Annotated in this window: 30 protein-coding genes; 20 read left to right on the forward strand and 10 right to left on the reverse strand. The window is 66.3% G+C overall.

Annotated elements, in window-relative coordinates:
• The first annotated feature begins 321 nt into the window (after positions 1 to 321).
• From BLW02_RS09900 to BLW02_RS09920, 6 genes are all read left to right on the forward strand, one after another.
• Complete coding sequence (locus tag BLW02_RS09900; RefSeq protein WP_092698129.1) at positions 322 to 3,930, forward strand: class I SAM-dependent DNA methyltransferase; 3,609 nt, start codon at positions 322 to 324, stop codon at positions 3,928 to 3,930.
• A gap of 62 nt (positions 3,931 to 3,992) precedes the next feature.
• Positions 3,993 to 4,769: a nuclease-related domain-containing protein gene (locus BLW02_RS09905; RefSeq protein ID WP_092698130.1), complete on the forward strand. Its 777-nt coding sequence runs from the start codon at positions 3,993 to 3,995 to the stop codon at positions 4,767 to 4,769.
• 129 nt (positions 4,770 to 4,898) lie between these two features.
• A complete protein-coding gene (locus tag BLW02_RS09910) occupies positions 4,899 to 5,201 on the forward strand; it encodes a helix-turn-helix transcriptional regulator (RefSeq protein ID WP_092698131.1) in 303 nt (100 codons plus the stop codon).
• A 39-nt stretch (positions 5,202 to 5,240) separates the two neighbouring features.
• Positions 5,241 to 6,572: a type II toxin-antitoxin system HipA family toxin gene (locus BLW02_RS09915; protein WP_092698132.1), complete on the forward strand. Its 1,332-nt coding sequence runs from the start codon at positions 5,241 to 5,243 to the stop codon at positions 6,570 to 6,572.
• Positions 6,573 to 6,591: 19 nt separating this feature from the next.
• Entirely contained in the window at positions 6,592 to 6,816 is a 225-nt protein-coding gene (locus tag BLW02_RS19620) for a hypothetical protein (RefSeq protein ID WP_139285349.1), read from the forward strand.
• An 88-nt stretch (positions 6,817 to 6,904) separates the two neighbouring features.
• Positions 6,905 to 7,879, forward strand: coding sequence for a rhodanese-like domain-containing protein (locus BLW02_RS09920; protein WP_092698133.1), 975 nt, complete (start codon positions 6,905 to 6,907; stop codon positions 7,877 to 7,879).
• Between the two features lie 110 nt (positions 7,880 to 7,989).
• Here BLW02_RS09920 and BLW02_RS09925 read toward each other — a convergent pair whose 3' ends face one another.
• Entirely contained in the window at positions 7,990 to 8,700 is a 711-nt protein-coding gene (locus tag BLW02_RS09925) for a VIT1/CCC1 transporter family protein (protein WP_092698134.1), read from the reverse strand.
• Between the two features lie 229 nt (positions 8,701 to 8,929).
• Here BLW02_RS09925 and BLW02_RS09930 point away from each other — a divergent pair, with 229 nt between their 5' ends.
• A complete protein-coding gene (locus tag BLW02_RS09930) occupies positions 8,930 to 9,316 on the forward strand; it encodes a cupin domain-containing protein (RefSeq protein ID WP_092698249.1) in 387 nt (128 codons plus the stop codon).
• A 226-nt stretch (positions 9,317 to 9,542) separates the two neighbouring features.
• Entirely contained in the window at positions 9,543 to 9,827 is a 285-nt protein-coding gene (locus BLW02_RS09935) for a 7(1) septoil knot domain-containing protein (RefSeq protein ID WP_092698135.1), read from the forward strand.
• 3 nt (positions 9,828 to 9,830) lie between these two features.
• Here the strand turns inward: BLW02_RS09935 and BLW02_RS09940 are convergent, their stop codons facing one another.
• A complete protein-coding gene (locus tag BLW02_RS09940; protein WP_092698136.1) occupies positions 9,831 to 10,676 on the reverse strand; it encodes a fumarylacetoacetate hydrolase family protein in 846 nt (281 codons plus the stop codon).
• Between the two features lie 287 nt (positions 10,677 to 10,963).
• Here BLW02_RS09940 and BLW02_RS09945 point away from each other — a divergent pair, with 287 nt between their 5' ends.
• Together BLW02_RS09945 and BLW02_RS09950 are read left to right on the forward strand one after the other, a co-directional pair.
• The gene (locus tag BLW02_RS09945; RefSeq protein WP_092698137.1) at positions 10,964 to 11,554 is read left to right on the forward strand and encodes a chromate transporter; all 591 of its coding nucleotides are present in this window, start codon (positions 10,964 to 10,966) and stop codon (positions 11,552 to 11,554) included.
• A complete protein-coding gene (locus tag BLW02_RS09950; protein WP_092698138.1) occupies positions 11,551 to 12,144 on the forward strand; it encodes a chromate transporter in 594 nt (197 codons plus the stop codon). The genes BLW02_RS09945 and BLW02_RS09950 overlap by 4 nt, the downstream gene beginning before the upstream one ends.
• 39 nt (positions 12,145 to 12,183) lie before the next feature.
• Here BLW02_RS09950 and BLW02_RS09955 read toward each other — a convergent pair whose 3' ends face one another.
• Together BLW02_RS09955 and BLW02_RS09960 are read right to left on the reverse strand one after the other, a co-directional pair.
• Complete coding sequence (locus tag BLW02_RS09955) at positions 12,184 to 12,933, reverse strand: SIR2 family NAD-dependent protein deacylase (protein ID WP_092698139.1); 750 nt, start codon at positions 12,931 to 12,933, stop codon at positions 12,184 to 12,186.
• Positions 12,934 to 13,102: 169 nt separating this feature from the next.
• The gene (locus tag BLW02_RS09960) at positions 13,103 to 13,705 is read right to left on the reverse strand and encodes a TetR/AcrR family transcriptional regulator (protein WP_051248663.1); all 603 of its coding nucleotides are present in this window, start codon (positions 13,703 to 13,705) and stop codon (positions 13,103 to 13,105) included.
• A 207-nt stretch (positions 13,706 to 13,912) separates the two neighbouring features.
• Here BLW02_RS09960 and BLW02_RS09965 point away from each other — a divergent pair, with 207 nt between their 5' ends.
• The 6 genes from BLW02_RS09965 to BLW02_RS09990 all read left to right on the forward strand — a co-directional run bounded on the left by BLW02_RS09965 (position 13,913) and on the right by BLW02_RS09990 (position 16,938).
• On the forward strand, positions 13,913 to 14,416 hold the full coding sequence (locus tag BLW02_RS09965; protein WP_244273668.1) for a VOC family protein: 504 nt from the start codon (positions 13,913 to 13,915) through the stop codon (positions 14,414 to 14,416).
• Between the two features lie 37 nt (positions 14,417 to 14,453).
• The gene (locus tag BLW02_RS09970) at positions 14,454 to 14,891 is read left to right on the forward strand and encodes a VOC family protein (protein WP_092698141.1); all 438 of its coding nucleotides are present in this window, start codon (positions 14,454 to 14,456) and stop codon (positions 14,889 to 14,891) included.
• 16 nt (positions 14,892 to 14,907) lie between these two features.
• Complete coding sequence (locus BLW02_RS09975; RefSeq protein ID WP_092698142.1) at positions 14,908 to 15,354, forward strand: SRPBCC family protein; 447 nt, start codon at positions 14,908 to 14,910, stop codon at positions 15,352 to 15,354.
• Positions 15,355 to 15,423: 69 nt separating this feature from the next.
• Positions 15,424 to 16,086 (forward strand): dihydrofolate reductase family protein, encoded by a 663-nt coding sequence (locus tag BLW02_RS09980; RefSeq protein ID WP_092698143.1) that lies wholly within the window; start codon positions 15,424 to 15,426, stop codon positions 16,084 to 16,086.
• A 25-nt stretch (positions 16,087 to 16,111) separates the two neighbouring features.
• Positions 16,112 to 16,522 (forward strand): SRPBCC family protein, encoded by a 411-nt coding sequence (locus BLW02_RS09985; RefSeq protein ID WP_092698253.1) that lies wholly within the window; start codon positions 16,112 to 16,114, stop codon positions 16,520 to 16,522.
• 29 nt (positions 16,523 to 16,551) lie between these two features.
• Complete coding sequence (locus tag BLW02_RS09990) at positions 16,552 to 16,938, forward strand: VOC family protein (RefSeq protein WP_092698144.1); 387 nt, start codon at positions 16,552 to 16,554, stop codon at positions 16,936 to 16,938.
• A gap of 19 nt (positions 16,939 to 16,957) precedes the next feature.
• On the opposite strand, the gene rlmB is transcribed toward BLW02_RS09990, so the two are convergent.
• A complete protein-coding gene (rlmB, locus tag BLW02_RS09995) occupies positions 16,958 to 17,707 on the reverse strand; it encodes a 23S rRNA (guanosine(2251)-2'-O)-methyltransferase RlmB (protein WP_092698145.1) in 750 nt (249 codons plus the stop codon).
• Positions 17,708 to 17,998: 291 nt separating this feature from the next.
• Here rlmB and sstT point away from each other — a divergent pair, with 291 nt between their 5' ends.
• On the forward strand, positions 17,999 to 19,225 hold the full coding sequence (gene sstT, locus BLW02_RS10000; RefSeq protein WP_092698255.1) for a serine/threonine transporter SstT: 1,227 nt from the start codon (positions 17,999 to 18,001) through the stop codon (positions 19,223 to 19,225).
• A 13-nt stretch (positions 19,226 to 19,238) separates the two neighbouring features.
• Here sstT and BLW02_RS10005 read toward each other — a convergent pair whose 3' ends face one another.
• Positions 19,239 to 19,931, reverse strand: a complete 693-nt coding sequence (locus BLW02_RS10005; protein WP_092698146.1) for an ABC transporter ATP-binding protein — start codon at positions 19,929 to 19,931, stop codon at positions 19,239 to 19,241.
• Between the two features lie 15 nt (positions 19,932 to 19,946).
• Between BLW02_RS10005 and BLW02_RS10010 the strand changes: the two genes are divergently transcribed.
• Positions 19,947 to 20,627 (forward strand): arylesterase, encoded by a 681-nt coding sequence (locus tag BLW02_RS10010; RefSeq protein WP_092698148.1) that lies wholly within the window; start codon positions 19,947 to 19,949, stop codon positions 20,625 to 20,627.
• 15 nt (positions 20,628 to 20,642) lie between these two features.
• Here BLW02_RS10010 and BLW02_RS10015 read toward each other — a convergent pair whose 3' ends face one another.
• The 4 genes from BLW02_RS10015 to BLW02_RS10030 form a co-directional block, all read right to left on the reverse strand.
• On the reverse strand, positions 20,643 to 20,831 hold the full coding sequence (locus tag BLW02_RS10015; protein WP_092698150.1) for a hypothetical protein: 189 nt from the start codon (positions 20,829 to 20,831) through the stop codon (positions 20,643 to 20,645).
• Positions 20,832 to 20,886: 55 nt separating this feature from the next.
• The gene (locus tag BLW02_RS10020; protein ID WP_092698152.1) at positions 20,887 to 21,684 is read right to left on the reverse strand and encodes a DUF2189 domain-containing protein; all 798 of its coding nucleotides are present in this window, start codon (positions 21,682 to 21,684) and stop codon (positions 20,887 to 20,889) included.
• Between the two features lie 146 nt (positions 21,685 to 21,830).
• A complete protein-coding gene (locus BLW02_RS10025; RefSeq protein ID WP_092698257.1) occupies positions 21,831 to 23,078 on the reverse strand; it encodes a PLP-dependent transferase in 1,248 nt (415 codons plus the stop codon).
• Positions 23,079 to 23,159: 81 nt separating this feature from the next.
• Entirely contained in the window at positions 23,160 to 23,648 is a 489-nt protein-coding gene (locus BLW02_RS10030) for a BON domain-containing protein (RefSeq protein ID WP_092698154.1), read from the reverse strand.
• Positions 23,649 to 23,817: 169 nt separating this feature from the next.
• Here BLW02_RS10030 and BLW02_RS10035 point away from each other — a divergent pair, with 169 nt between their 5' ends.
• Together BLW02_RS10035 and BLW02_RS10040 are read left to right on the forward strand one after the other, a co-directional pair.
• Entirely contained in the window at positions 23,818 to 25,494 is a 1,677-nt protein-coding gene (locus tag BLW02_RS10035) for a SulP family inorganic anion transporter (RefSeq protein WP_092698156.1), read from the forward strand.
• A 209-nt stretch (positions 25,495 to 25,703) separates the two neighbouring features.
• Positions 25,704 to 26,471 carry a sulfurtransferase gene (locus BLW02_RS10040; protein WP_092698158.1) on the forward strand — a complete coding sequence of 256 codons (768 nt, stop codon included), beginning with the start codon at positions 25,704 to 25,706 and terminating at the stop codon, positions 26,469 to 26,471.
• Positions 26,472 to 26,526 lie beyond the last annotated feature (55 nt).

A 26,526-nucleotide genomic window follows, 5' to 3' on the forward strand; every position in this document is an offset into this window, starting at 1 on the left:
TGGAAGATGCCCTCAAGCTCGGCTGGCGTGACTGGCCCGGGAATGAGTTGCTCAAGCAGCTCGGCTGAGAATTGCGGCTGCGCCGCCTTGTCCGCCGCTGCGGTTGTCTTCGTCTTGCGTGGCATTCATGCTCCTTGTTGACATGCTATGCCTCACACACAAACTTTCTGACAGGCTCGAAGTGTACAAACAGAACGGGTCTAACGGGCTCCGCCCGGCTGCTTCTCTCCATCTGAAAGACGCCCGCACCTCTGCGTTACGACACGTATCGCATCGTTAGACTCCCCAGCGCATCCTGCCACGGCATTTGCCCCTCTACACATGACCTTTGCCCTCCCCGACGCCACCGCCGCCCAAGCCTTCATCCAGCGCTGGCAACACAACACTGCCAGCGAACTCGCCACCGCGCAGAGCTTTGTGATGGACCTGTGCGAACTGCTGGGCGTGGCCAAGCCCCACCCCACGCAGGAGCAGGACTACATGTTCGAGCGCCCCGTGATCTTTGCCCACGGCGACGGCAGCACCAGCGCCGGGCGCATCGACTGCTACCGGCGCGGTCACTTCGTGCTGGAGGCCAAAAAGCTCAAGGCCGGCAGCCACACCAAAGGCTTTGACGACGGCCTGCTGCGCGCCCGCAGCCAGGGCGAGGCCTACGCCCGCGCCCTGCCCGCTGGCGAAGGCCGCCCGCCCTTTGTGCTGGTGGTGGACGTGGGCACCGTCATCGAGGTCTATGCCGAATTCAGCCAGACCGGCGGCACCTACACCCCCTACCCCGACCCGCGCAGCCACCGCCTGGCACTCAGCGACCTGGCCCGCCCCGAGGTGCAAGACCGCCTGCGCCGCATCTGGACCGAGCCCGACAGCCTCAACCCCGCCCGCATCAGCGCGCAAGTCACCCGCGACGTGGCCGCGCTGCTGGCGCAGCTGGCCAAGTCGCTGGAGGGGGGCACAGGAGTTTCCAGGGCCGATGCGCAGATGAGCGGCCAGCGCACCAACCCACCCGTTCACCCTGAGCCTGTCGAAGGGCCGCGCACAGCCAGCGCCACGGCTTCGACAAGCTCAGCCCGAACGAACATGCCTGCAAGACCTGCAGCGCGCGCCACCCCTGAAGTGGTGGCCGCCTACCTCACCCGCTGCCTCTTTTCCATGTTTGCCGAAGACGTCGAGCTTCTGCCCAAAGGCGCCTTCCTCGGCCTGCTGCAAACCCACCGCAACGACCCCGCCACGCTGCAGCAAATGCTGCGCATTTTGTGGGCCGACATGGACCGGGGCGGCTTCAGCGCCGCGCTGGCCAAGCCTGTGCTGCACTTCAACGGCAAGCTCTTCAAGGGCGCGGGGCAAGACGGCTACAGCCTGTTGCTCACCCCCGCGCAGATTGATTTGCTGATTGCGGCCGCCCAGTCCAACTGGCGCGAGGTGGAGCCCGCCATCTTCGGCACCCTGCTGGAGCGCGCCCTCGACCCCACCGAGCGCCACGCCCTCGGCGCCCACTACACGCCCCGCGCCTATGTAGAGCGCCTGGTGCTGCCCACGGTGATAGAGCCCCTGCGCGCAGACTGGGCCAACGCCCAGGCCGCCGCCCTGGTGCTGGCCCACGAAGCCGCCGCGCTGGAGGGCAAGGCGCACGACGCCAAACTGGCCGAAGCCCGCACCGAGGTCAAAAAATTCCACCACCAGCTGTGCACCACCCGCGTGCTCGACCCCGCCTGCGGTAGCGCCAACTTCTTGTACGTAACGCTGGAACATTTGAAGCGCCTGGAGGGCGAAGTCGTCAACCAGTTGGAAGCGTTGGGCCATACGCAAGACCAGCTCGGCTTTGAAGGCGAAACCGTCACCCTGCAGCAACTGCGCGGCATCGAGCTGAACGAACGCGCCGCCGCCCTGGCCGAACTGGTGCTGTGGATTGGCTACCTGCAATGGCACATCCGCACCCGTGGCAACGCCGCCGTGGCCGAGCCCGTGGTACACAACTACGGCAACATCGAATGCCGCGACGCCGTGCTGGCCTGGGACGCGCAAGAGCTGGCCTATGACGACGCCGGCCAACTGCTCAGCCGCTGGGACGGCAGCAGCTTCAAGACGCACCCCGTGACGGGCGAACAAGTGCCCGACGAAGCCGCCCAGGTGCCCCAATGGCGCTACGTGGGCGCCCGGCAGGCGCAGTGGCCGCAGGCGGAATTCATTGTGGGGAACCCGCCGTTCATTGGCGCCGCCAGCATGCGCGCCGCCCTGGGCGACGGCTACGTGCAAGCCCTGCGCGGCGCCTGGCCCGAGGTGCCCGAAAGCGCCGACTTCGTGATGTTCTGGTGGCACCACGCCGCCGCGCAGGTGGCCGCAGGCCACACCCGGCGCATGGGCCTGATCACCACCAACAGCCTGCGCCAGACCTTTAACCGCCGCGTGGTGCAAGCCGCTTTGGACAAGGGCACACACCTGGAAATGGCCGTTGCCGACCATCCGTGGGTCGATGGCGCCAACGGTGCTGCCGTGCGGATTGCCATGACGGTGCTGGCGTCCGGTGCGGGCGAAGGCAGTGTGCAAACCGTGACCGACGAGCAGACCGGCGACTTTGGCGAAGTGGCGGTAACGCTGAATGAACGGCGCGGGCTGATACACGCGGATTTGAGCGCTGGGGCCAACGTGGCTGCAGCGAAACCCTTGCAAGCCATGGAGGACATTTCGTCGCCCGGCGTCAAGCTGCACGGAGCTGGCTTTCTGGTCACGCCCGCAGAGGCTGTTGCTCTTGGAAGCTCCGCACTTGTTCACGACTACCGCAACGGGCGTGACCTGACCGACAAGCCGAGAGGGGTTCGCATCATTGACGCCTTTGGTCTGGATGCCGAAACATTACGCGCTCAACACCCGGCGATATACCAATGGCTGCTGGAGCGGGTGAAACCAGAGCGCGACCAAAACAACCGGGCCACTTATCGCGACAACTGGTGGATTTTTGGTGAACCGCGCAGAGAACTGCGCCCTGCATTGGCTGGCCTGCCCCGCTACATCGCCACCGTCGAAACCTCCAAACACCGCACCTTCCAGTTCCTCGACGCCAGCATCCTGCCGGACAACATGCTGATCGCCATCGCCGTGGACGACGCCTTCGCCCTGGGCATCCTCTCCAGCCAGTTGCACATCGAATGGGCATTGGCAACGGGCGGCACGCTGGAAGACCGCCCGCGCTACAACAAATCCCGCTGCTTCGAAACCTTCCCCTTCCCCGACGAAGACACCGGCCTGACCCCGCCGCTGCGTGAGCGCATCGCCCACCTGGCCGAGCAGATCGACCAGCACCGCAAGCGCGTGCTGGCGCCCGAAGCGGGCCACACCGGCCTCACGCTCACCGGCATCTACAACGTGCTGGCGGCGCTGCGCGAAGGCCGCGCGCTCACCGCCAAAGAGAAAACCCAGCACACCCAGGGCCTGGTAGGGGTGCTGCGCGAGCTGCACGACGAGCTGGACGCTGCCGTGCTGGCGGCGTACGGCCTGCCCGCCACGGCCAGCACCGACGACATCCTGGCCCACCTGGTGCAGCTCAACACCCAGCGCGCGGCAGAAGAAGCCCAGGGCCGCGTGCGCTGGCTGCGGCCCGGGTTTCAAAACCCGCAAAATACGCTACCAAAACAAGAGCTTCTACCACAAGAAGAACAAGCGCCAGAGGCTGATTTTTATGGTGAAAAACCACTATCAAAACAAGAGCAAATCAAGCCCACCCAGCACCCCTGGCCCGCCACCCTGCCCGAGCAGGTGCGCGCCGTGGCCGCCGCCCTGGCCGCCAGCCCCGCGCCCCTCACATTGAGCGCCCTCGAAGCCCGCTTCAAAGGCCGCGGCCCCTGGAAGAAGGGCCTGCCCACCCTGCTGCAAACCCTGGAAGCCCTGGGCCGCGCGCAGGCGGTGTCGACCGAAAGTGGCGCGGCTTGGCGCGGTTAGCCCGCCCTGCGTTCAATCAAAGCCGGGCACCCCCTACAACAACGCACGCCACTGGAGGATCCATGAACAACGCCCTGCAACCCATCTTTGCCCTGTTGATGTCCACCCTATCGTGGTTGATCCCGCTCATGCTGGTGGTGTCGATCTTGCGCACACCATGGGCCAAGGGGCACATTGGCGAGTGGTTCGTTCGCTTCATGCTCAGGCTGCGCTTAGACAAGGCGGTGTACTTTCCGCTGCACAACGTCACCCTGGCCACGCCAGACGGCAGCACCCAAATCGACCATGTGATCGTGTCGCGCTTTGGCATCTTTGCCGTCGAAACCAAAAACATGCAGGGCTGGATCTTTGGCAGCGAACGGCAGGCCGAGTGGACGCAGAAGATCTACAAGCGGACCTTCAAGTTTCAGAACCCGCTGCGCCAGAACTACAAGCACACCAAGGCGCTGGAAGCCACGCTGCAGATGCCACCTGATACGGTTCACTCCGTCATCGTCTTTGTGGGTGGCAGCACTTTCAAGACCGAGATGCCGACCAGCGTGACCTATGGCGGCGGGTGCGCAAGGTTCATTTTGTCGTTCACGCAACCCGTGTTTGATGACCAGCAGGTGCAGGACCTGCTTCTAGCGCTACGTGCAGGCCGTATGGCACCGACCCGGGCGACGCATATGGCGCATGTGCAACAGCTCAAAGAGCGCCACACCCCAAACGCCGAGCGCAAATGCCCCCAGTGCGGCAGCGCCATGGCCCTGCGCACTGCCAAAGCAGGCGCCAATGCGGGCAAGCAGTTTTGGGGATGTTCAACGTTCCCCAAATGCCGGGTGATGCAAAAGATGTGAATGGCAGATCGCCCTAGTCGGAGGGGCGGCACGCCGGGTCGGGCAGCGCTGACAGAGCAATTGCTGGCCTCAGGGATAATAATGAGTAAAAAATTACTCTTTTTTTATAAAAAGAGTATAAATACACTCATGTCAACCGATCTCATCCCCACCCTCGCCGCTGCCCGCAAGGCCCACCAGATGACGCAGGCCCAGCTCGCCGAAAGTGCGGGCCTGAGCCGCATGACGGTGCAGCGCACCGAAGGCGGCGACCTGGACCCCCGCTACTCCACCCTGGCCGAGATGGCGCGCGTGCTGGGCATGGACATCATCGCCGTACCCAACAGCCTGCGGCCCAGCCTGGAGGCATTCATCCAGTCGGGCGGCAAGTTTCTGGGTCAGCCCGAAGGGGTGGATGCCCCGCCCTCTGTCGTAGATGGCCTGCGCCGCTGACCCTGGCGACGCCCCGCAAGTCCGACCGACCACCATGCCATGAGCACCGCCATCCGCTACCTGCGCCTGTACCTGCACCGCCCGCCGCAGGCGGACGGCAGCGCGGGCGGTCGCGAGGCCATTGGCTACCTCTCGCAATACGGCGACATCCTGCGGGTCTCGTTTGACGAGGGCTACATCCGCAACCCGCAGCGGCCCACCCTGTCGCTCAGCTACCGGGGTGCGGACGAGGCGGCCACGCAGCAGATCCTGGCGTCGGCGCGCGATGCGCGGCTGGTGCGCACCGATGGGCGCTGGCCCGTGTATTTTCAGAACCTGCTGCCTGAGGGCCACAACCGCGAGCGCCTTGCGCGCGAGCGCGGTTGTAGCCCTGATGACGAATTCGAGCTGCTGGCCGCCGCCGGTCACGACCTGATGGGCGCGCTGGAGGTGGAGCCCGTGCCCGCGCAAGACGGCATCCCCGATGTGGTGCGCCACTGGCACACCACCCAGGGCCTCGATGTGCTGGAGCCCGGTTTTGTCGAATACCCCGTGGAAGACGCAGCATCGCTGCCCGGCGTGGTCACCAAGTTCAGCGCCGTGCCGGACGGCCGCCGCTACACCGTGCACCGCCGGGGCACCGCGGGCAGTGTGATCCTCAAGCTGCCCACCACCGCCCACCCCGATCTGGTGGCCAACGAGTTCACCGGCTACCAGCTGTGCCAGGCGCTGGGCCTGAACGTAGCCGATGCGCGCGTCATCACCCGCGCCGAGGCCGACCTGCCCGACACCGTGCCCTTCAACGACATCCTGGCCGTGCAGCGCTTTGACCACCTGCCCGGCGGCGCCCGCGTGCACATGGAAGAGTTCAACCAGGTGCTGGGCTACACCCCGCGCCAGAAATACGGCAAAACCCATGGCAAAGGGGTGCTGCAAGACTGGGCCACCATGCTGCGCGTGCTCAACCGCCTGAGCAGCCAGCCCGTGCACGACACACGCGAGTTCCTGGCCCGCATGGTGGCCTTCATCCTCATGGGCAACACCGACGCCCATCTGAAGAACTGGGCCCTCATCTACCCCGACGGCCGCACGCCCCAGCTCGCCCCCGTGTACGACCCCGTCTGTGTGGCCGCCTTTTTTGACGGCCTGCCCGAGAGCCACTACGCCGTCAACCGCGCCATCGACCGCACCCTGCGCGCCTTCACCTGGCACGACATGGAAGCCCTGCTCAAAACTGCCGGCCTGCTGCGCGTGCCAAGGCACCTGGCATTGCTGCGCGATGTCGTGAGACTGGCCCGCGCCGACTGGCCGCAGCTGCTGCATACCGCCCCGCCCGCCATGCAGCGCACCGTGCTGCAACGCCTGCAAGGCGCCACCGCCCTGGGCCTCTGACCTTTGCCGCCCCCATTGCATGACCTCTAAAGTCACCGTCCCCACAGCCATCGACGCTACCGCCAGCGAGCTGGCCACTTTTCAGGGATCGCGGCAACAAGGGGTGTTCATTGGATCGATGGGCGGAACAGTAAAGCCGAAGATTGCCCACTACCGGCGCCGCTGTCCCGCGGGTAATATGATCGGCTTGGCCATTGCCAATGGTTTTCGTGCCCTACCGCGCGCGTGCACATTGCCGGCGTGAATGCCAAGGCGGTGCGACAGATCACCCGGAACAACCCTGGCATGACCGGCCGCACGGTGCGCATTGCACGCCAGCAAAAGATTTTTGAATGATCGACATCGCCGAAACCCTGCGCTCCCTGGTCGCCGAGCATGCGCTGGCCCTCCTGTTCCTCAATGTGCTGCTGGAGCAGGCCGGGCTGCCGATTCCGGCCTACCCCTCGCTGGTGGTGGCCGGAACGCTGACCGCGGTGCGCAGCGATATTCCGGTGGCCAGCGTGTTCACGCTGTCGGTGCTGGCCTGCCTGATCGCCGATACGGCCTGGTTTTGGGCCGGGCGGCGGCATGGCACCTGGCTGATGCGGGGCGTGTGCCGCGTGTCGCTGTCGCCCGACAGCTGCATCCGCAAGAGCACGCATTTCTATCGCCAGATCGGCCCGCGGGTGCTGCTGGTGGCCAAGTTTCTGCCGGGGGCGGGCGCGCTGACCACGCTGATGGCGGGTACGGCGGGCACCTCGCTGACGCGGTTTGTGCTGTTTGACGCGGCGGGCTCGGCCATCTGGGTGGCCTCGGCGCTGATGATGGGCATTTTGTTTGAAGACGCCGTGGGCGCCTTGCTGGCACTGCTGGCGGCCTATGTAGTGCCGGGCTTCATCGCCATACTGGCCTGTTTTGCGGCCTTTCTGGCCTGGAAATGGGCGCGCCGCATGCAGGTGGTGCGCCGCAGCCACCGGGTGCCGCGCCTGCGGGTGCAGGAGCTCAAGGCCATGCAGTCGCAAGGCGTGCCGCATGTGGTAGTGGACGTGCGGCCCGATCTGACGGGCAGCGAGGCCAGCATTCCGGGCGCTATCCGCCTGGGGCTGGATGCCGGGCCGCGCGAACTGGCGGCGCTGCCAACCGATGCATCGGTCATCGTTTATTGCGATTGCCCCAGCGAGGTATCGGCCGCCTACCTGGCCGAACGCATCCGCGCCGCCGGGCGCCCCCAGGTCTATGCCTTGCTGGGCGGCATCAGCGCCTGGACCGACGATGCACCGGGGCAAGCACCGGGTGATGCGGTGGCGCAGCCTGCGCGCGCGGCCTGAGTTTTCCGGGCGCTGTGCGGGGGAAATTGCTCTTTTTTTAGCAGCTTTCAGCGCTTATTCTGAAAGCGCCAGAGCCTGTCTTCATCCATATTTCGGGGCACCGCTCCGCATCACCCCACTGGTGCCCCGAACAGCGCCCCCACGCCCGCCGTGACGGCCATGGCCAGCGCACCCCAGAAAGTGACGCGCCAGGCGCCCACCAGCACGCCCGCACCGCCGGTGCGCGCTGCCAGCGCCCCCAGCAGGGCCAGAAACACCAGCGCGGTGCCGGCCACCCAATAAAGCAGGCTGCCGGCGGGCGCCACAGTGGCCACCAGCAGCGGCAAGGCGGCGCCAGCGGCAAAGGCGGCTGCCGATGTGAGCGCGGCCTGCACCGGGCGGGCCGCCATGGCGCTGGAGATTTCGAGTTCGTCGCGCGCATGGGCGCCCAGGGCGTCGTGCGCCATGAGCTGCTGCGCCACCTGCTGCGCCAGCGCGGGAGCAAGGCCCCGGCGCTCGTAGATGCTGGCCAGCTCGCGCTGCTCGGCCGGGAGGTCGGTGGCCAGCTCGTGGCGCTCACGATCGAGGTCGGCTTTTTCGGTGTCGGACTGCGAGTGCACCGAGACATATTCCCCCGCCGCCATCGACATGGCCCCGGCCACCAGCCCGGCCACCGCCGTCATCACAATGGTGGACTGGCTGGCTTGCGCCGCCGCCACGCCCACCACCAGGCTGGCGGTGGACACGATGCCGTCGTTGGCCCCCAGCACGGCGGCGCGCAGCCAGCCAATGCGATCGGTGCGGTGGCGCTCAGGGTGCAGGCGGCGTGTAGCGGAACTCATGGGGTGTCTTGGCGCGGGTGGTGAAGCTGGCAGGGTATGGGGCAATGAGGCAAAGAGTCAACCAGGCGTTGCATCGGCGATGCCCTATGCCCCTGCTGCCGCCAGCGCCATTGCGAAGCATTGCCTTTGCAGGTGCGCAAGCGTACCATGGCCATTCTCAAGGCCCCCAGCCATCCGCCGAGCTGGCTGGCGTGGCCGCGTGCCACGGCTCGGCATGGTGGAGGCTCTCATGATCCGCATTGTGTTGGGGCTGGTTTTTGCGTTACAGGTGGCTGGCGCAGGGGCGCAGAATGCCGTGGCCACCGATGGCGACAAATACAAGGTGATACTTGAAAACCCCTGCGTGCGTGTGCTCGACTACCGCGACCAGCCGGGCGATAAGACACACCAGCATCACCACCCAGGCTTCGTGCTGTATGCGCTGAGCGCTTTTGAGCGCATGCTCACGCTGCCCGACGGCAAGGTGCTCAGGCGCAGCTTCAAGGCGGGCGACGTGATGTGGTCCGACGCGCAGACGCATATCGGCGAAAACATTGGCACCACGCCCACGCATGTGGTGATCGTGGAGATGAAAAGCGCGCCAGTTGCAGGCTCCGGGGCATGTGTCGTTCGGTGATGGGCTGCGTAGTTTGCTTCGATTTTTTGTAGCTTATGGCGCTTTGTGGACAAGGGCCACAAGCACCAATGAGCCAACGCCCCTCATTGTGTGAGGGCCGCACGCACGGTGCGGGGGCGCGGGTAAACACCGCTGCGCGGCGCGGCGGGGTTGCGCACGCTGTATCCAGGTGTCCGGTCCGATAACATGCACCCGTTGGTTTTCGTCCTTTCGCAGGAGGTTGCGCATGGCAAAGATTCTGGTGGCAACGCTGGCAAGCAAGGCCGACGCGAGCGTGTTCGAAGTGCCTTTTGAGACCCAGGCCGACCTGTGCTGGTATGAGCTGCCCTACCACCAGCAGGCCGATGGCGACACCGAGTGGTGCTTCGTGAATTACGAGGCCGATGCCACGTTCAGGATCTTCCGGGTGAAATACGCCAGCCAGGCCGACCTCAAGACCTTCAAGGTCAAATACCGCGCCCAGGCGGGCTGGCGCAATGCCGGCCACAAGCTGCGCGGGCAGATCGGCTGATGTCTAGCCACCCACGCAGGTCTGGGTCTGCTCGCCCAGGCCCGTGGCCCCCAGCCGCATCACGTCGCCGGGCTTCAGAAACCATGGCGTGGGCTTCTGGCCCAGGCCCACGCCGGCGGGGGTGCCGGTCAGCACGATGTCGCCCGGCTCCAGCGCCATGAACTGGCTGATGTACGACACCACAGTGGGCACGCCAAAGATGAAGTTGCGCGTGCTGCCGTTTTGCACGCGCCGGCCGTTCACCTCCAGCCACAGGTCGATGGCGTGCGGGTCGGGCACCTCGTCGGCGGTCACCAGCCAGGGGCCGATGGGGGCAAAGCTGTCGTAGCTCTTGCCCTTGTCCCACTGGCCGCCGCGTTCTGTTTGCCAGGCGCGCTCGGACACGTCGTTGGCCAGCACATAGCCCGCCACATGCTGCAGCGCGGCGGCTTCGCTGACGTGGCTGGCGCGGGTGCCGATGACGATGCCCAGTTCGACCTCCCAGTCGGTCTTGCGCGCACCAGGGGGAATGCGCACCGCGTCATGAGGGCCGCTCAGGGCGGTGACGGCTTTCATGAACAGCACGGGCTCGGCGGGCGCCTGCATGCCGGCTTCGAGCGCGTGGTCGGCATAGTTCAGCCCCACGCAGATGATCTTGCCCACGCCCGCCACCGGGCAGCCCAGGCGGGGTGCGCCATACACGGCGGGCAGGCGCGCCACATCGAGCGCTGCCAGTGCCGACAGGGTGCGCGGGCCGAGCTGGCCGGGGCCCAGTTCGGGCAACAGCATCGACAGGTCGCGCAGCACGCCCTGTGCATCCACCACGCCGGGGCGCTCCGCGCCGGGTTGACCATAACGAACCAGTTTCATGGGGGTGTCCTTGTGTGTCGGGTTGCCGTGCCGCCGCAAGCGGACGGCACGCAACGCATCCTACTGCGCCGGCACCGACGGCCCGCTGCTGCCCGCCGCGCCAGCCATCAGCAATCATGATGCCCCTGTCGCCGTTGACGATGCCGCGGCCGCCCGGCCACCCAGGCTTGCGGCTTACCATGGAGCGTCCTGCCAAGGGCCCATTCAAGCCACCGGTAAACTCCTTATTTCATAGCTGCCAGCGATTATGGTTATTGCGCCAGAGGCATATTTCTCTACTATTCACCATGCCAGAGCCCCTGCCCTCTCCTGATGTCCCTGCATCGCGGCCGCTGCCGCGCAACCCGGCCGACCTGTTCTGGTCGTTCACTTGGCTGGCGCTGCAGGGTTTTGGCGGCGTGCTGGCGGTGGTGCAGCGCGAGCTGGTGGAAAAAAAACGCTGGATGACGAACGAGGAGTTCGTCGAAGACTGGGCCGTGGCCCAGATCATGCCGGGGCCCAACGTGGTCAATCTCGCGGTGATGATCGGTGACCGCCATTTCGGATTGCGCGGCGCGCTGGCGGCGATTGCAGGCATGCTCACCTTTCCCCTGCTGGTGGTGCTGGCGCTGGCGCTGGTGTATGCCCAATTTGCCAGCCACCCGGCGGTGGCGGGTGCGCTGCGCGGCATGGGCGCGGTGGCCGCCGGGCTGATTGCGGGCACGGGCCTCAAGCTGGCGGCGGCGCTGCGCAAACACCCTCTGGGCCCCTGGCTGTGCGCTGCCCTGGTCGCCCTCACCTTCGCCGGCATGGCGCTGCTGCGCTGGCCGCTGGCCTGGGTGCTGCCAGCGCTGGGCGGCATGGCCTGCGTGCTGACCTGGCGAAAGATGGCACCATGACCCACGCCATTGCGCTGCAGCCGCTCGACTGGCTGAACCTGTTCCTGTACTTCATCTCGATCTCGCTGCTGGCCGTGGGCGGCGCGATTGCCACCGCGCCCGACATGCACCGCTTTCTGGTGGAGCGCCAGGGCTGGCTGACCGAGCTGCAGTTCAACGCCTCCATTGCCATCGCCCAGGCGGCACCGGGGCCCAATGTGCTGTTCATTGCACTGCTGGGCTGGAACGTGGGCATCAATGCCGGTGGCGCCGGCACCGCAGGCTGGGCCAGCGGTGCCCTGGGCATGCTGCTGAGCATGGTCGGCATCATGCTGCCCAGCACCACGCTGACCTGGCTGGCCACGCGCTGGGGCCACCGCAACCGCGAGCGGCGCAGCGTGCGCGCCTTCAAGCAAGGCATGGCGCCGGTGGTGATCGGCCTGCTGCTGGCCACCGCCTGGCTGCTGGGCAGCGCCCATGGCAACCCCGCCGCCGACTGGCCCTTGTGGTTGCTCACGCTGGTGTGCACGCTGCTGGTGTGGCGCACCCGGCTGCATCTGCTGTGGCTGCTGGGGGCCGGGGCGCTGCTGGGGGCGCTGGGGCTGGTGTGATGCGGGCGGGTGCGATAGCGCCTGGATGGCAAACCCGCATCAGGCAGCCGCCAGCAAGACCGGCAACACGCTGGCGGCCGTGCCACGCAGCAGCACATGGGCCACATCGTCGAGGGCGCTGGCGGCCGGGTTGACGATAACCACGCGAGCACCCGCCTGGCGCGCCACTTGCGCCAACCCCGCCGCCGGGTACACGGCCCCCGCCGTGCCCACCACCAGCATCAGGTCGCAGGCACGGGCGGCCTGCTGAGCCGCCTCCAGCGTGGCGTACGGCAGGGCCTCGCCAAACCACACCACACCCGGGCGCAGCAGGTTGCCGCAGCGGCTGCAATACGGCGGGTGGCCGGTGGCAGCGTGGTCGATATGGCAGCAGTTGCGCGGGGTGTCGAGCCAGCGGTTGGCAAAAATGTCGCCATGCAGGCACAGCACGCCGGTGCTGCCCGCGCGCTGGTGCAGGCCGTCCACGTTCTGGGTGATGAGCGTCAGCCGGCCGGGGTAGTGGCGCTGAAAATCCGCCAGCGCCACATGCCCTGCATGGGGCTGCACACCCGCCAGCAGGTCGCGCCGGTGCTGGTACCAGTCCCACACGCGCCCCGGGTGGGCACGAAAGCCGGCCTCGGTCGCCATGTCTTCGGCGCGAAACTGCGCCCAGTAGCCGGTGGGTGTATCGCGAAAGGTGGGTACACCCGATTCGGCACTGATGCCGGCACCGGTCAGCACGGCAATGTGGCCTGCGCCCTGCAGCCATTGCCGCACCTCGCCAGCACCTGCAGGAAAAACGATGTTCATGCGCGCAGCTTATCAAGCCGGGACGGGCGGCGGCGATGGCCTCTGGCGGTGCGGGAGGGTGCCATGCGCGGACCGTTCCTTCGGATCCCTTCTCCCACGCACCGCCCGGCCATGGCTGACAGCGTTCACGCAGCGCAAGCGGTTGTTTTTCTGTCGCTGCCTGGAGCGCTCAGCCCGCCAGCCCCTGCTCCACCATCGCCACGGCGCGCTGGGCCATGGCTTCGGTCTGCGCGGCGCTCAGCGCGCGCAGCGGGCCGTCGAGCGCCAGCATGGCCAGGCCGTGCACTGCCGACCAGGCCAGAAACTCGGCGCCCGGGCGTTGTGCCGCGCCCAGTGCGCCGGCAGCCACCATGTCGTCGAGGGTGCCGCAGAGGATCTCGAACGGATCGCGCCCGCTGTCGCCGCGGAAGTCGTCGCGGCTGCCGTTGGCCACGTCGAAGGGCTGGGCTACGAATGCCGTGCGAAACAGCCCCGGCTCGGCCAGCGCAAAGCGCACGTAGCCCGTACCCACGGCCTTGAAGGCGGCACGCGCCCGAGCCACCGGTGCGCTCAGGTGGCGCGTGGCGCGGTCGATCTCGGCCTCCATGGCGCGTGCCATCAAGCCCAGTGCGGCGCCGCGCACGGCGTCAAGCAGCGCCGCGTGGCCGGCGAAGTGGCGGTAGGCGGCGTTGGGCACCACACCGGCGCGGCGTGTGGCCTCGCGCAATACCAGCGCCGCTGGCCCGCCCTCGCGCACCAGCGCAATGCCTGCGTCAAGCAGCGCGCGACGCAGGTCGCCATGGCGGTAGGTGGGCCGCCGCGCGGTCTGGCCCGCGGGTGCGGCAGGAGTGGGGGGAGTGAGAGGAACCGGAAGTGAAGCGCTCAAGATGGCATCCCTGTTCTGCGAAGGGTTTAATGTGGACTCTGTACATTTTACGGCAGAATGAAGTGGACGTCGTACACATATTGCTCCATTGGCCGTTTCACAAAGGAGACTCGCATGGATTCCAACCGCAGGATGACTCCACCCAAGAACACCATCTGCCTCTGGTACGACAACGATGCTGAAGCAGCAGCGCGGTTCTACGCCAGCACCTTTGCCGATTCGGCCGTCGGTGCCATCCACCGCGCGCCGGGTGACTATCCCGCAGGCAAGGCGGGCGACGTGCTGGTGGTCGAATTCACCGTGCTGGGCTTGCCCTGCATGGGCCTCAACGGTGGACCGGGCGTCCAGCACAGCGAGGCGTTCTCGTTCCAGGTGTCCACCGCCGACCAGGCCGAAACCGACCGCTACTGGAACGCCATCGTTGGCCACGGGGGCCAGGAAGTGGAATGCGGCTGGTGCCGCGACAAGTGGGGCATCTCCTGGCAGATTACACCGGTGGTGCTGGCCCAGGCCTGGACCCACCCCGACCGCGCGGCCGCCAAGCGCGCCTTCGACGCCATGATGACCATGAAGAAGATCGACGTCGCCGCTATCGAGGCCGCGGTGGCGGGCCGCTGACGCGCCGTACCTCAACCCTGTGCAACCCGGAGGCAGCATGCAATTCACCCCTTACCTCCATTTCGACGGCAACTGCCGCGAGGCTTTTGCCTTCTACAAGGATCTGTTCAAGGGCACCGTGGTGCACCAGAGCAGCTTCGGCGAGATGCCGCCGGACCCGCAGAACCCGCCGATCCCGCCCGAGGCGAAAGACCGCCTGATGCACGTGCACCTGCAGGTCGGCGCGCAGGCGCTGATGGGCTCCGACGCCATGCCCGGCGCCAGCGACGCGTGCGCTGGCGGCTATGCCAGACCGCAAGGCCTGTGGGTGTCGATCCAGGTGGCCGATGCAGTCGAGGGTCGGCGCGTGTTCGATGCGCTGGCGCAGGACGGCCAGGTGACCATGCCGTTCGACAAGACCTTCTGGTCGGCCGGCTTCGGCATGGTGACCGACCGCTTCGGCACGCCGTGGATGGTCAACGTGAACGCCACTTGAAACGGGAGAACCGATCATGCCCACTGGAACCATCCGCCTGCACCGCGTGCTGCGCACCACGCCCGACAAGGTCTACCGCGCCTTCACCTACGGCGCGGCCCTGGCCAAATGGCTGCCGCCCTACGGCTTCGTCTGCCACGTCCATCAGTTCGATGGCCAAGTGGGTGGCAGCTTCAGGATGTCGTTCGAGAACTTCTCCAGCGGCCACCGCCATTCGTTCGGTGGCGAATACCTGAAGCTGGTCCCCGGCGAGCTGGTGGAGTACACCGACCGCTTCGACGACCCCAACCTGCCCGGCCAGATGCACGTGACCGTGAAGCTGCGCGCCGTGTCGTGCGGCACCGAGCTGGACATCGAGCAGGCCGGAATCCCCGAGGCGATCCCGGTCGAGATGTGCTACCTGGGCTGGCAGGAATCGCTGCTGCAGCTGGCGGCGCTGGTCGAGCCGGACATTCCGGGTTGATGGCTGCCGCGCACCAGACCGAGGCTGCATGCCCGACGCCAATCAGGTGCCGAAACCGAGGAAAAAACGATGACAAGTGTTCGCGTGGAAAGCTTCACCCTCTCGCTCGACGGCTACGGCGCCGGCCCGGACCAGAGCCTTGATGATCCGCTCGGCATCGGTGGAACGGAACTGCACCAGTGGCTGCTGCCGACCCGCACGCTCCAGCGCACACTGTTCGGCCAGGACGGTGGCACCACGGGGGTGGACGATGATTTCGCCGCGCGCGGCTTTCAGAACGTCGGCGCCTGGATTCTGGGGCGCAACATGTTCGCCCCTTTCCGCGGCGACTGGCAGGACAAGACCTGGAAAGGCTGGTGGGGCGAGGACCCGCCCTACCACGTTCCGGTCTTCATCCTGACCCACCATGCACGGCCGCCGATCGAGATGGAAGGCGGCACGACTTTCCACTTCGTCACCGGCGGCATCCATGAGGCGCTCGACCGTGCGCGCGATGCCGCTGCCGGCAAGGACGTGCGGATCGGCGGCGGGGCCAACACCATCCGGCAGTACCTGCGTGAAGGCCTCATCGACGAACTGCACATCGCCATCGCGCCGGTCCTGCTCGGCCGGGGAGAGCCGCTGTTCCAGGGGCTCGACCTGCGGGCGCTGGGCTACGAATGCGTGCGGTTCGTGGCGTCGGACAAGGCCACGCATGCCGTCCTGCGGCGCCACGCTTATACAGGCGCCTGAGCAGGCGCCGTCGAAAGGCATGACCATGAAGATCACCATCGAAACCACTGTCCATGCGCCCATCGACCGCGTATGGGCCACCTGGAATGACCCGCGCGCCATCGAGCAGTGGAACGCGGCCTCGCCCGACTGGCACACGCCGCGCGCCAGCGTCGATCTGCGCGAAGGTGGCAAGTTCTGCGCGCGCATGCAGGCGCGGGACGGCAGCGTCGGCTTCGACTTCGAGGGCACCTACACCCTGGTCGCACCGCAGCGCCTGATCGAATACACCCTGGGCGACGGGCGCGCGGTGCGGGTCGAGTTCATTCCAGTGGCCAATGGCATCACGGTGCGCGAGTCCTTCGACGCCGAGGACAGCCACGGCGCCGAACAGCAGCGCCAGGGCTGGCAGGCCATTCTGGACAACTTTGCGCGGCACGTCGAGCACCGCGCCTGATTCACCCCCAGCAACGCAAGGAGCAACCCATGAAACCCAATCCCGTCGTCTGGTTCGAGATCCACGTGCAGGACATGGCCCGCGCTCGCAAGTTCTACGAAGCGGTGTTCCAGTGCCAGCTGGAGACGCTGAAATCACCCGCGGGCGAAGCCAGCGGCATGCAGATGCTGTCCTTCCCCGGCGACATGACCACCATGGGCGCCAGCGGCACGCTGGTCAAGATGGAAGGAGTGCCCTCTGGTGGTGGCGGCACGCTGGTCTACTTTGCCTGCGAGGATTGCGCTGTCGAACAAGGCCGGGCCGAGAAAGCCGGTGGCAAGGTGTTCAAGCCCAAATTTTCGATCGGTGAGTATGGCCACTGCGCCCTGGTGACCGACACCGAGGGCAACATGATCGGCCTGCATTCGATGCAATGACGCAGGCCGTACGGGCTTGCTAGCCGCCCCGCTGCCGCAGCGCTTCGTACAGGCACACGCCGCTGGCCACCGACACGTTGAGGCTCTCCACCGCGCCCTTCATGGGGATGCTGACCAGTTCGTCGCAGGTCTTGCGCGTGAGCTGGCGCATGCCGTCGCCCTCGGCGCCCAGCACCAGGGCCACGGGGCCTTTCAGATCGACCTGGTACACGGTTTTGGGCGCGTCGTCGCTGGTGCCGATGCACCAGATGTTGCGCTCCTTGAGCTCATTGAGGGTGCGCGAGAGATTGGTGACCATGAAGTACGGCATGGTCTCGGCCGCACCGCTGGCCACCTTGGCCACGGTGGCATTGATGCCCACGGCGTGGTCCTTGGGGGCAATGACGGCATGGGCACCCGCACCGTCCGCCACGCGCAGGCAGGCGCCCAGGTTGTGCGGGTCGGTCACGCCGTCGAGCACCAGCAGCAGGGGCTGCTCGATGCCGGCGGCTTCGAGGTTTTCCAGCAGTTCGTCGAGCGAGGCGACCTGGGCCACGGGCTCCACCCGCGCGGCCACGCCCTGGTGGCCGTGGCTGCCGGCCAGCTTGGCAATGCGCACGCTGTCGGCCTCGATCAGGCGCGCACCGGCCTCGCGGGCGCGGTCGAGAAACTGTCGCATGCGGGCGTCGCGCCGCGTGGCTTCGTAGTAAATCTCGATGATGGATTGCGGCGCGGTCTTCAGACGCACGCCCACGGCGTGAAAGCCGAAGAGAACTTTGGGGCTGGACATGGGGGGATTATCCGGGCATTGCCAGGTCCACAGGTTGACGCGCACCCGGTCACCGGCCAAACCACGGCATCTTGCGCTCGAAGGTCTTGCGCCAAGGGTTTGCCCTCGTGCGCCTAAAATCGCGCCTTTCCATTGCTCGATCCGCAGGCGGCGTTGCTCTCTTTTGCGCCGATTCCTGTGTGCCGGTGTGGCTTTGCGGGCTGGCATCACGCCAGCCCTTTCGATTGGGGGGCGGCTGTTTTTTGCATTTGTTGCCGCACCCACTGGCCTGTTTTACCTTTGCTCAACACCATGATTCTTCACCCGCTTCGCTGGGTACAGCGCACAAGCCTGGTCACGCAGATTGTGATAGCCCTGTTTGCAGGCATTGCTCTGGCCGTGTTCCTTCCGGCCGCCACACCCAAGGTGGCCATTCTGGGCACGCTGTTCATTTCTGCCCTCAAGGCCGTAGCCCCCGTGCTGGTGTTCAGCTTGGTGATTTCCGCCATCAGCAACCACAAGCCCGGCGAAGCCACCCACATGCGACCGGTGCTGTTTTTGTACCTGGTGGGCACGCTGGCGGCGTCCGTCGTGGGCGTCACGGCCAGCCTGTGGTTTCCGTCCACCCTGGCGCTGCAGGCGCCTGCGAATGCGGCCAATGGCCCAACGAACATCCAGGATGTGCTGCTGGCGCTGCTCATGAACGTGGTGGACAACCCCGTGCGGGCTCTGATGAATGCCAACTACATCGGCATCCTCGCCTGGGCGGTGGGCCTTGGCCTGGCCATGCGACACGCCAGCGCAGGCACGCGCGCCGTCATGCACGATGTGTCGGCCAGCATCTCCACCATCATCCAGGTCGTGATCCGCTTTGCGCCCCTGGGCATTCTGGGCCTGGTGGCCAGCACCTTCGCGGAAGCCGGCACGCAGGCGCTGTGGGGCTATGCGCACCTGCTGGCCGTGTTGCTGGGCTGCATGGTGTTTGTGGCGCTGGCGGTCAATCCGCTCATCGTCTTTCTGGCGCTGCGCGTCAATCCCTATCCGCTGGTATTCACCTGCCTGCGCGAAAGCGGCGTGACGGCGTTCTTCACGCGCAGCTCGGCGGCCAACATCCCCATCAACCTCGCGCTGGCCAAACGCCTGAACCTGAACGAAGACACCTACAGCATCGCCATTCCACTGGGCGCAACCATCAACATGGCCGGTGCGGCCATCACCATCAGCGTGCTGTCGCTGGCGGCAGCGCACACCCTGGGCATTGCGGTGGACGCACCGACCGCCCTGCTGCTGTGCGTGGTGGCGGCCGTGTGCGCCTGTGGCGCCTCGGGCGTGGCCGGCGGCTCGCTGCTGCTGATTCCGCTGGCGTGCAGCCTGTTCGGTATAAGCAACGATGTGGCCATGCAGGTCGTGGCCATCGGCTTCATCATCGGCATCCTGCAGGACTCGGCCGAGACAGCACTCAATTCATCCACCGATGTGCTGTTCACGGCCGTGGCCTGCCGCTGGGCAGATCCAGCGCACAAACACCCGGCCCCCTGAAGCGTCGGCGGGGTCAGGGACTGACCTGGCCGGCCACGATGCTGATGAGGCGGTCGCAGCGCTGGGCAATGGCACGATCGTGCGTGACCAGTACCAGCGTGGTGCCTTGCTCGCGGTTGAGGTCAAACATCAGCTGCATGATGGTCTCGCCGGTCGCGAAATCGAGGCTTCCGGTGGGCTCGTCGGCCAGCAGCACGGCCGGCCGCATCACGAAAGCGCGCGCCAGCGCCACGCGCTGTTGCTCCCCGCCGCTGAGCACCTTGGGGTAATGCCCCAGGCGCTGTCCCAGCCCGACATGCCTGAGCATCTCGGTGGCGGCCGCGCGGGCATCGCTGCGATTGGCCAGTTCGAGTGGCAGCATGACGTTTTCGAGCGCCGTGAGGTTGCCCATGAGCTGGAAACTCTGGAAAACGAAGCCCACTTTTTGCGCGCGCAGCGCGGCGCGGCCGTCTTCGCTCAGCGCAAACAGATCCTGGCCATCGAGCCGCACGGTGCCGCGCGTGGGGGTGTCAAGACCCGCAATGATGGACAGCAGGGTGCTTTTGCCCGAGCCTGACGCGCCAACAATCGCCACGGTTTCCCCAGGCGCCAGGCGGAAATCGATATCCCGCAGAATGTCCAGCGTGCCGGTGGAGTCGGTCACCGACTTGAATACATGCTCGACCGCAATAATGGGTGTGGCAGGCGTGGGGGAGGTTTCGGACATGAAAGGCTTTTTATTGTGATTTGCGATCTGCATCGACGCCACTTTATCCTGACAGCAGCAGCCGGCGCACTGGTGGGCCTTTGCACCCCTGTGGCCATGGCACAACCGGGCGGCAAGGTACAGACAGCCTCGGCGCGGCCCAAGGTCATCCTGGTGCTCGGTGACTCGCTCAGCGCCGAATACGGCCTGGCGCGCGGCACCGGCTGGGTGGCTTTGCTGGAAAAGCGCCTGGCGCAGGAAAAGATCGCAGCCACCGTGGTGAATGCCAGCGTGAGTGGAGAAACCACCTCCGGCGGGCGTTCGCGCCTGGCGGCGCTGCTGGCACAGCACCAGCCCAGCCAGGTGGTGATCGAGCTCGGCGGCAATGATGCCCTGCGGGGCCTGCCACTGAAAAATACCGAGGAAAACCTGGCGTGGATGGTGCAGGCAGCGCAGAAATCGGGAGCCAAGGTACTGCTGGTGGGAATGCAGGTGCCGCCCAACTACGGTACCGACTACGCCAACCGTTTTGCGTCCACCTTTGCGGCGGTAGCCAAGGCGCACAAGGCGGGTGTGGTGCCGTTTTTCCTCAAGGGCGTGGCCGATGGGCCCGACCCTACCCGGCTGTTCCAGCCAGACCGCATCCACCCGCGCGCCGAGGCGCATCCACAGATGCTGGCCAACGTGTGGCCGGAACTCCAGAAGCTCTTGCGTTAAGAGCCCTGGAAAAAATCAATGGCCGGCAGGCTCCGAAGGTTCGGCGGGTGCGGGAGAGGCAAACGCTGCAGGCCCGCCGACCGGCTGGTCTTGTTGCGGCTCATCGGGCCTGCGCTGGGTTTTGGCTTTGAGCTTCTCTTCCTTTTTTTGCTTTTTGGCGAGCTCGCGCTGGCGCTTTTCGTATCCGTAGTTGGGTGTTGCCAAGGTATTTGCTTCCTGAAGTAGGAGTCCACTTTAACAGTTTGCCCTCAGGGCGCCCTCAAACCGCCACGCGTGGCACAGAAGACACCGCCGCGCGATAGGCATGCCAGCTGGCATGGCCCAGCACCGGGCCAGCGAGCAGCAGGCCGCCCCCCCACAGCCACAGCGACACGGCGACGATCAGCGTGATCAACAGCCCCCACAACAGCATGACGGCGGAATTCTCCAGCACCACCCGCATGCTGGTGATGCCCGCGGTCAGCGCATCGGTGTCACGGTCCAGGATCATCGGAATGGAAACCACCGAAGTCGAGAAAACGAGCGCAGCAAAGGCACCGCCCACCACCAGATAAACGCCGACAAAGCCCCAGTTCTGGGGGTTGAAGATGGCCGCCATCACCCCGGTGGTGGAAGGCATGCCGGTATTGAAGAACACGGCAAACACCACCAGCGATGCCCTGCCCCACAGCAGCTCCAGCACCACCAGCACCAGCACCAGCATGCCCATGCTGCCCATGTGACTGTCCCAGCAGGTGATGGATTGCCCCAGATCGGACGGCTGGCCCGCCTCGCGGCGCCGGCTGGTGTCATACAGGCCCATCGCCAGAAATGGCCCCAGCAGCAGGCATCCGCTGGCCAGCGACATGGTGTATTCGGGCCGCGTGCGAAACACCCAGCCCAGCACCAGCGCCATGCCCCAGAAAAATGCGCCATAAAAAAGGGCAATGCCCGGGGCGGCGGCGACATCCTGCATGCCCTTGCGCAACCAGCGAAAAGGATCGGTCAGGCGCAGGGGGTTGAGCGTGATCGCCACGGCTGTGGCAGGCGAAACCTGGGCGGAGGGATGTGCGGACATGGCGGTAATGGCAACAAGTTGCGGAGACGGGCTGGGTCGGTGGGCGCAACGCCCGTTGATATATGTCAACACCCTAAGCCACCTGCCCGCTACGCGCCACTGAGGAAACTACCACCCCAGCGGCCAGCCCCCGTGCCATCAGGCCATCAGACCGCGCCGAAAGCCCGGGCCATGGCCTGCTGCAAATCCTGGCGGAGGTCTTCCACCTCCTCCAGCCCCACAGAAAAGCGCACCAGCGTGCCAGGCTGCAGGTGCGGCACAGGGCGGCTGCGCATGGACGCCAGCTGGTAGGGCACCACCAGGCTCATGGGGCCGCCCCAGCTGTAGCCCAGCTTGAACAGGCGCAGGCCGTCGCAGAACGCATCGACCTGGGCCTGGCTGTAGCGCGCATCGATCATCACGCTGAACAAGCCAGCCGCAGCGCCGTCGCCATGGTTGGCAGCGCCGCACAGGGCCCGCCAGTGGGCGTGGCCCGGGGCGCCGGGCAGTGCCGGGTGCAGCACCTGGGCCACGGCGCTCTGCTGCCGCATCCACAGCGCCAGCTGGCGTGCCGCCGCGTCGTGCGCGCGGTAACGCAAGCCTATGCTGGGCAGGGCGCGCAGCACGGCTTCTGCGTCGTTGGCGGCAATGCCCAGGCCCAGCCGCATGTGCGTGAGCTTGATTTTCATGTGCAGGGCCAGGTCGCGCGTGATGACACTGCCCATCAGCACATCGCCACCGCCGCTGGGGTATTTGGTGAGCGCATGGACCGATACATCGACCGCCAGGCTGCCGCTGCCATCCCCGCCCAGATCGAAGGGTGCAAACGCCAGGCCGGCGCCCCAGGTGTTGTCGAGTGCTGACATCACGCCCCGGGCACGGCAGATACGCACCTGTTCGCAGAGATCGGGAAACTCCATGGTCACCGACCCGGGTGCTTCCAGCCACACCAGCCGGGTTGCCGAAGTGATGCGCGCGGCCAGATCCGCGGGATCGAGGGGGTCATACAGTACGTGGCGAATGCCGAAACGGGCCAGCTCCCCGTTGGCCAGATCCTTGCTGGGGCCGTAGGCGTTGTCTGGAATCAGGACTTCATCCCCGGGCCGGAGCAAGGCCAGCGCCACGTTGGCAATCGCCGCCAGGCCGCTGGGAACCAGCACGCACTGCAGCCCGCCCTCCAGCGCGCACAGGCGCTCTTCCAGGATGAAGGTGGTGGGCGTGCCGTGCAGGCCATAGGTGTAGCCGCTCTTGTCTTTCCATTCGCGCGACCGCATCGCCGCCACGTTGGGAAAAATGACGGTGGAGGCCTTGAAAACGCCAGGCTGGGGTGCGACAAACCCGGCGGGAGGTGTGTAGGCGTGGTGGACGATGCGGGTGGCGGGGCCGAAAGCGGAGTCTTCATTCATGCCTGGCATGGTAGCGCGCGACAGCACCGTCCGACTGCCGCACGTCCGCGCCAAAGCGCATCCCCAGCGGCGCCCCCAGGATGCCGGATATCAGCTGGCGACCTTGAGGTTGTTGGTCACCGACATCACACCCTTGACGCCTTTGGCGATGGTTTCAGCACGCTCGCGGGCGCTTGCATTGGGTGCGGGGCCTGTGAGCGTGACGGCACCGGCACGGGTGTCCACATCGATCTTGAACGCACTCAGGTCGGGGTCCTTGGCCAGGCCGGCAGACACTTGCACCGTGATGGTGGCGTCATCCACGGCACCCATCGCGGCACTGCCCATTTCCTGAGCGCCCGACTGCACCTTGGCGGCACCTTCCTCCACCTTGGTTTCCGCATTCTTGAGTGCGCTTTCGGCCTTTGTCTGCGCCTCTGCGGCTGCCTGTTCGGTTTTCTGCACAGCGGAATCGAGCTTTTGTCCCACGGTGGGTTCCTCCTGCTTGCTGCAGGCGGCCAGCCCAAACGCCAGGGCACTGGCACCGAGAATGGTCCAGATGCGCTGCGAGCTGCTGTGCGGGAAATGGCGAATATTCATGTGCGACTCCTTAAAGATGGTGTGAATGTAGGCAAGCTACACACCCGCCAGGGTCGGAAAGCGCCGAATGGACTGTAGGACAACATCGCCAGTCACTACCCTCCCGCAGAGGGAGCGCGCAGCGCGGCGCGCAAGGCGCCGAGCCCGCACAACAGCGACAATAGTGGGGATGTCGATTCACCCTTTGTCCCGCTGGCTGCCTTTTCTGGCCTGGCCGCGCCCTGACCGCGCCTTGCTCAGGGGGGAGTTCTGGGCCGGCATGACCGTGGGCCTGATGCTGGTGCCGCAGGGCGTTGCCTACGCCGCCCTGGCGGGTATGCCGCTGGTAACAGGCATCTATGCCTCCCTCGTACCGGCGCTGGTGGCCGTGCTGTTCAGCGCTTCCACGCGCCTGGGAGTGGGGCCCACGGCCCTCACCAGCCTGTTGATCGGCGCGTCGCTCTCGGGCCTGGCCGAGCCCGGCAGCGCGCAGTGGGTGGCCATGGCCGCCTGGATGGCGATCCTGTCGGGCCTGCTGCAGCTGGTGATGGGACTGGCGCGCTTTGGCTGGCTGCTCAACCTCGTGACCTCGCCGGTGCTCAACGGCTTCACCCAGGCGGCGGCGCTGCTGATTCTGTCGTCTCAGCTCGGCGCGCTGACAGGTCTGCGCTCCGATCTGGGGGCCTTGTGGACGACCCCCTCGCTGGGCCACTTCGACCTGACCGCAGCAGCCTTCGGGCTGGGCAGCCTGGTGTTACTGATGCTGGCGCGCAGGCTGCGTCCGGGTTTTCCGGCCGCGATCGTGGTGCTGGGGGCGGCCGGGGCCCTCAGCTGGGCCCTGGGCTACGCCGAGGCCGACGGCGCAGTGGTGGGCGCCTTGCCTGCCGGCCTGCCCAGCCTTTACTGGCCGGGCGTCCTGCCCTGGTCCAGCTTTGCGGCCCTGGTGATGCCGGTGCTGGTGGTCACGCTGGTGAGCTTCCTGGAGACAGCGTCCAGTGCCAAGGTGGACAGCCAGCGCTCGGGCGAGCGCTGGAACGAGAACCAGGACCTGATCGGCCAAGGCCTGGCCAAGATCAGCAGCGGCCTGTGCGGCAGTTTCGCCACCAGCGCCTCGTTCTCGCGCTCGGCCATCAACCTGTATGCCGGGGCCCGCAGCGGCTGGGCCACCGTGTTTGCCATCGCGCTGGTGCTGGTGGTGCTGCTGTGGCTGACCCCAGCGCTCTACCATGTGCCGCAATCGGTGCTGGCAGCCGTGGTGGTGACAGCCGTCACCAGCCTGATCCAACCCGCCAGCTTCCTGCGGCTGTGGCGCATTTCCCGCGTCGAGGCGGTCATCTCCGGCATCACCTTTGGCCTGACGCTGGCCACGGCCCCCCGCATGTACTGGGGTGTGCTGGTGGGCCTGCTGATGAACCTGAGCCATTTCCTCTACCAGCGCCTGCACCCGCGCATCATCGAAGTGGGGCTGCATCCCGACGGCAGCCTGCGCGACCGGCACCTGTGGCAACTGCCGGCACTGGCGCCGCACCTGCTGGCCTTGCGCATGGACGCCGAACTCGACTTTGCCTCCGCCAGCGCACTCGAACGCCGGGTGATGGACCACCTGGCTGCACACCCCGATGTGGTGCATGTCTGCCTGCTGGCCCAGCCCATCAACCGCATTGACATGACCGGTGTGGAAACCTTCGCCAACCTGCTGGCCACCATGCGCACCCGAACAGGCACGCTGCATCTGAGCGGCCTCAAGCTTCCGGTGGAGCAGGTGCTGCGCCGCGCAGGGGTGCTGGCGCCCGGCGCGGGGCTGGCCATGTACCGCACCGATGCCGAGGCCCTGCGTGCACTGCAGCAACTGAAGGTTATGCAATGAGCGACGTGCTGCCCCCTTCATCCAGCCACCCAACCCCCTCCGTAGCGCCCACTGCAAAAGCGCTGCTGCGGACACCGGGCTGTGCCGCGTCACCGGCCCTTGCCCAGCTGGCCAGCAAGATCGAATCCCCGCTGCGGGTACCCAACGCCGGAGAGTGACCCCGGCGCAGTGCCCGGATGCGGGCAAGGTGCCATCGCGAAATTTCTGCCATGAATACTGTTCTGAACATCTCCTGCTACAAGTTCGTGCCCCTGCCGGATGCAGCGGCATTGCGCGATCTTCTGCACGAGCGCGCCCTGGCCGCTGCGCTCAAGGGCACCATCTTGCTGGCCCATGAAGGCATCAACATGTTTCTGGCGGGCCCGGCAGCGGCGGTGCACGGCTTTGTCGATGCCCTGCGCACCGACCCGCGCTTTGCCGACCTCGCCCCCAAGGAGAGCTGGTCAGACACCGTGCCGTTTCGCAAGATGCTCGTCAAGGTCAAGCGCGAGATCATCCGCATGGACCACCCCGCGATCCAGCCCTCCGAGGGCCGGGCGCCTGCCGTCACGCCGGCCACCCTGCGCCGCTGGCTGGAACAGGGCCATGACGACACGGGCCGCCCCGTGGTGACGCTGGACACGCGCAACGCCTTCGAGGTGGATGAAGGCACATTCGACAACGCCATCGACTGGCGTATCGACAAATTCACCGAGTTCCCCCCGGCGCTGCGGGCCCACAAGAGTGATCTGGCGGACAAGACGGTGGTGAGCTTTTGCACGGGCGGCATCCGCTGCGAAAAGGCCGCCATCCTGATGCGCGAAGAGGGCCTCACCCACGTGTACCAGCTCGAAGGCGGCATCCTGAAATATTTCGAGGAAACAGATGGCGCGCACTACCACGGCGGCTGTTTCGTGTTCGACGAGCGCCGCACGCTGGCCACCGACCTGTCCTCCGGCACCCTGCGCACCGCGCCTGAAAACGCTATTGAGAAGTGAGCAGAAAGCGCTTATCCCATAAGCGCTAGACCCTTATTTCATCAAAATACGCTCG

Source organism: Acidovorax soli, from assembly GCF_900107605.1.
GTDB lineage: Bacteria > Pseudomonadota > Gammaproteobacteria > Burkholderiales > Burkholderiaceae_C > Acidovorax > Acidovorax soli.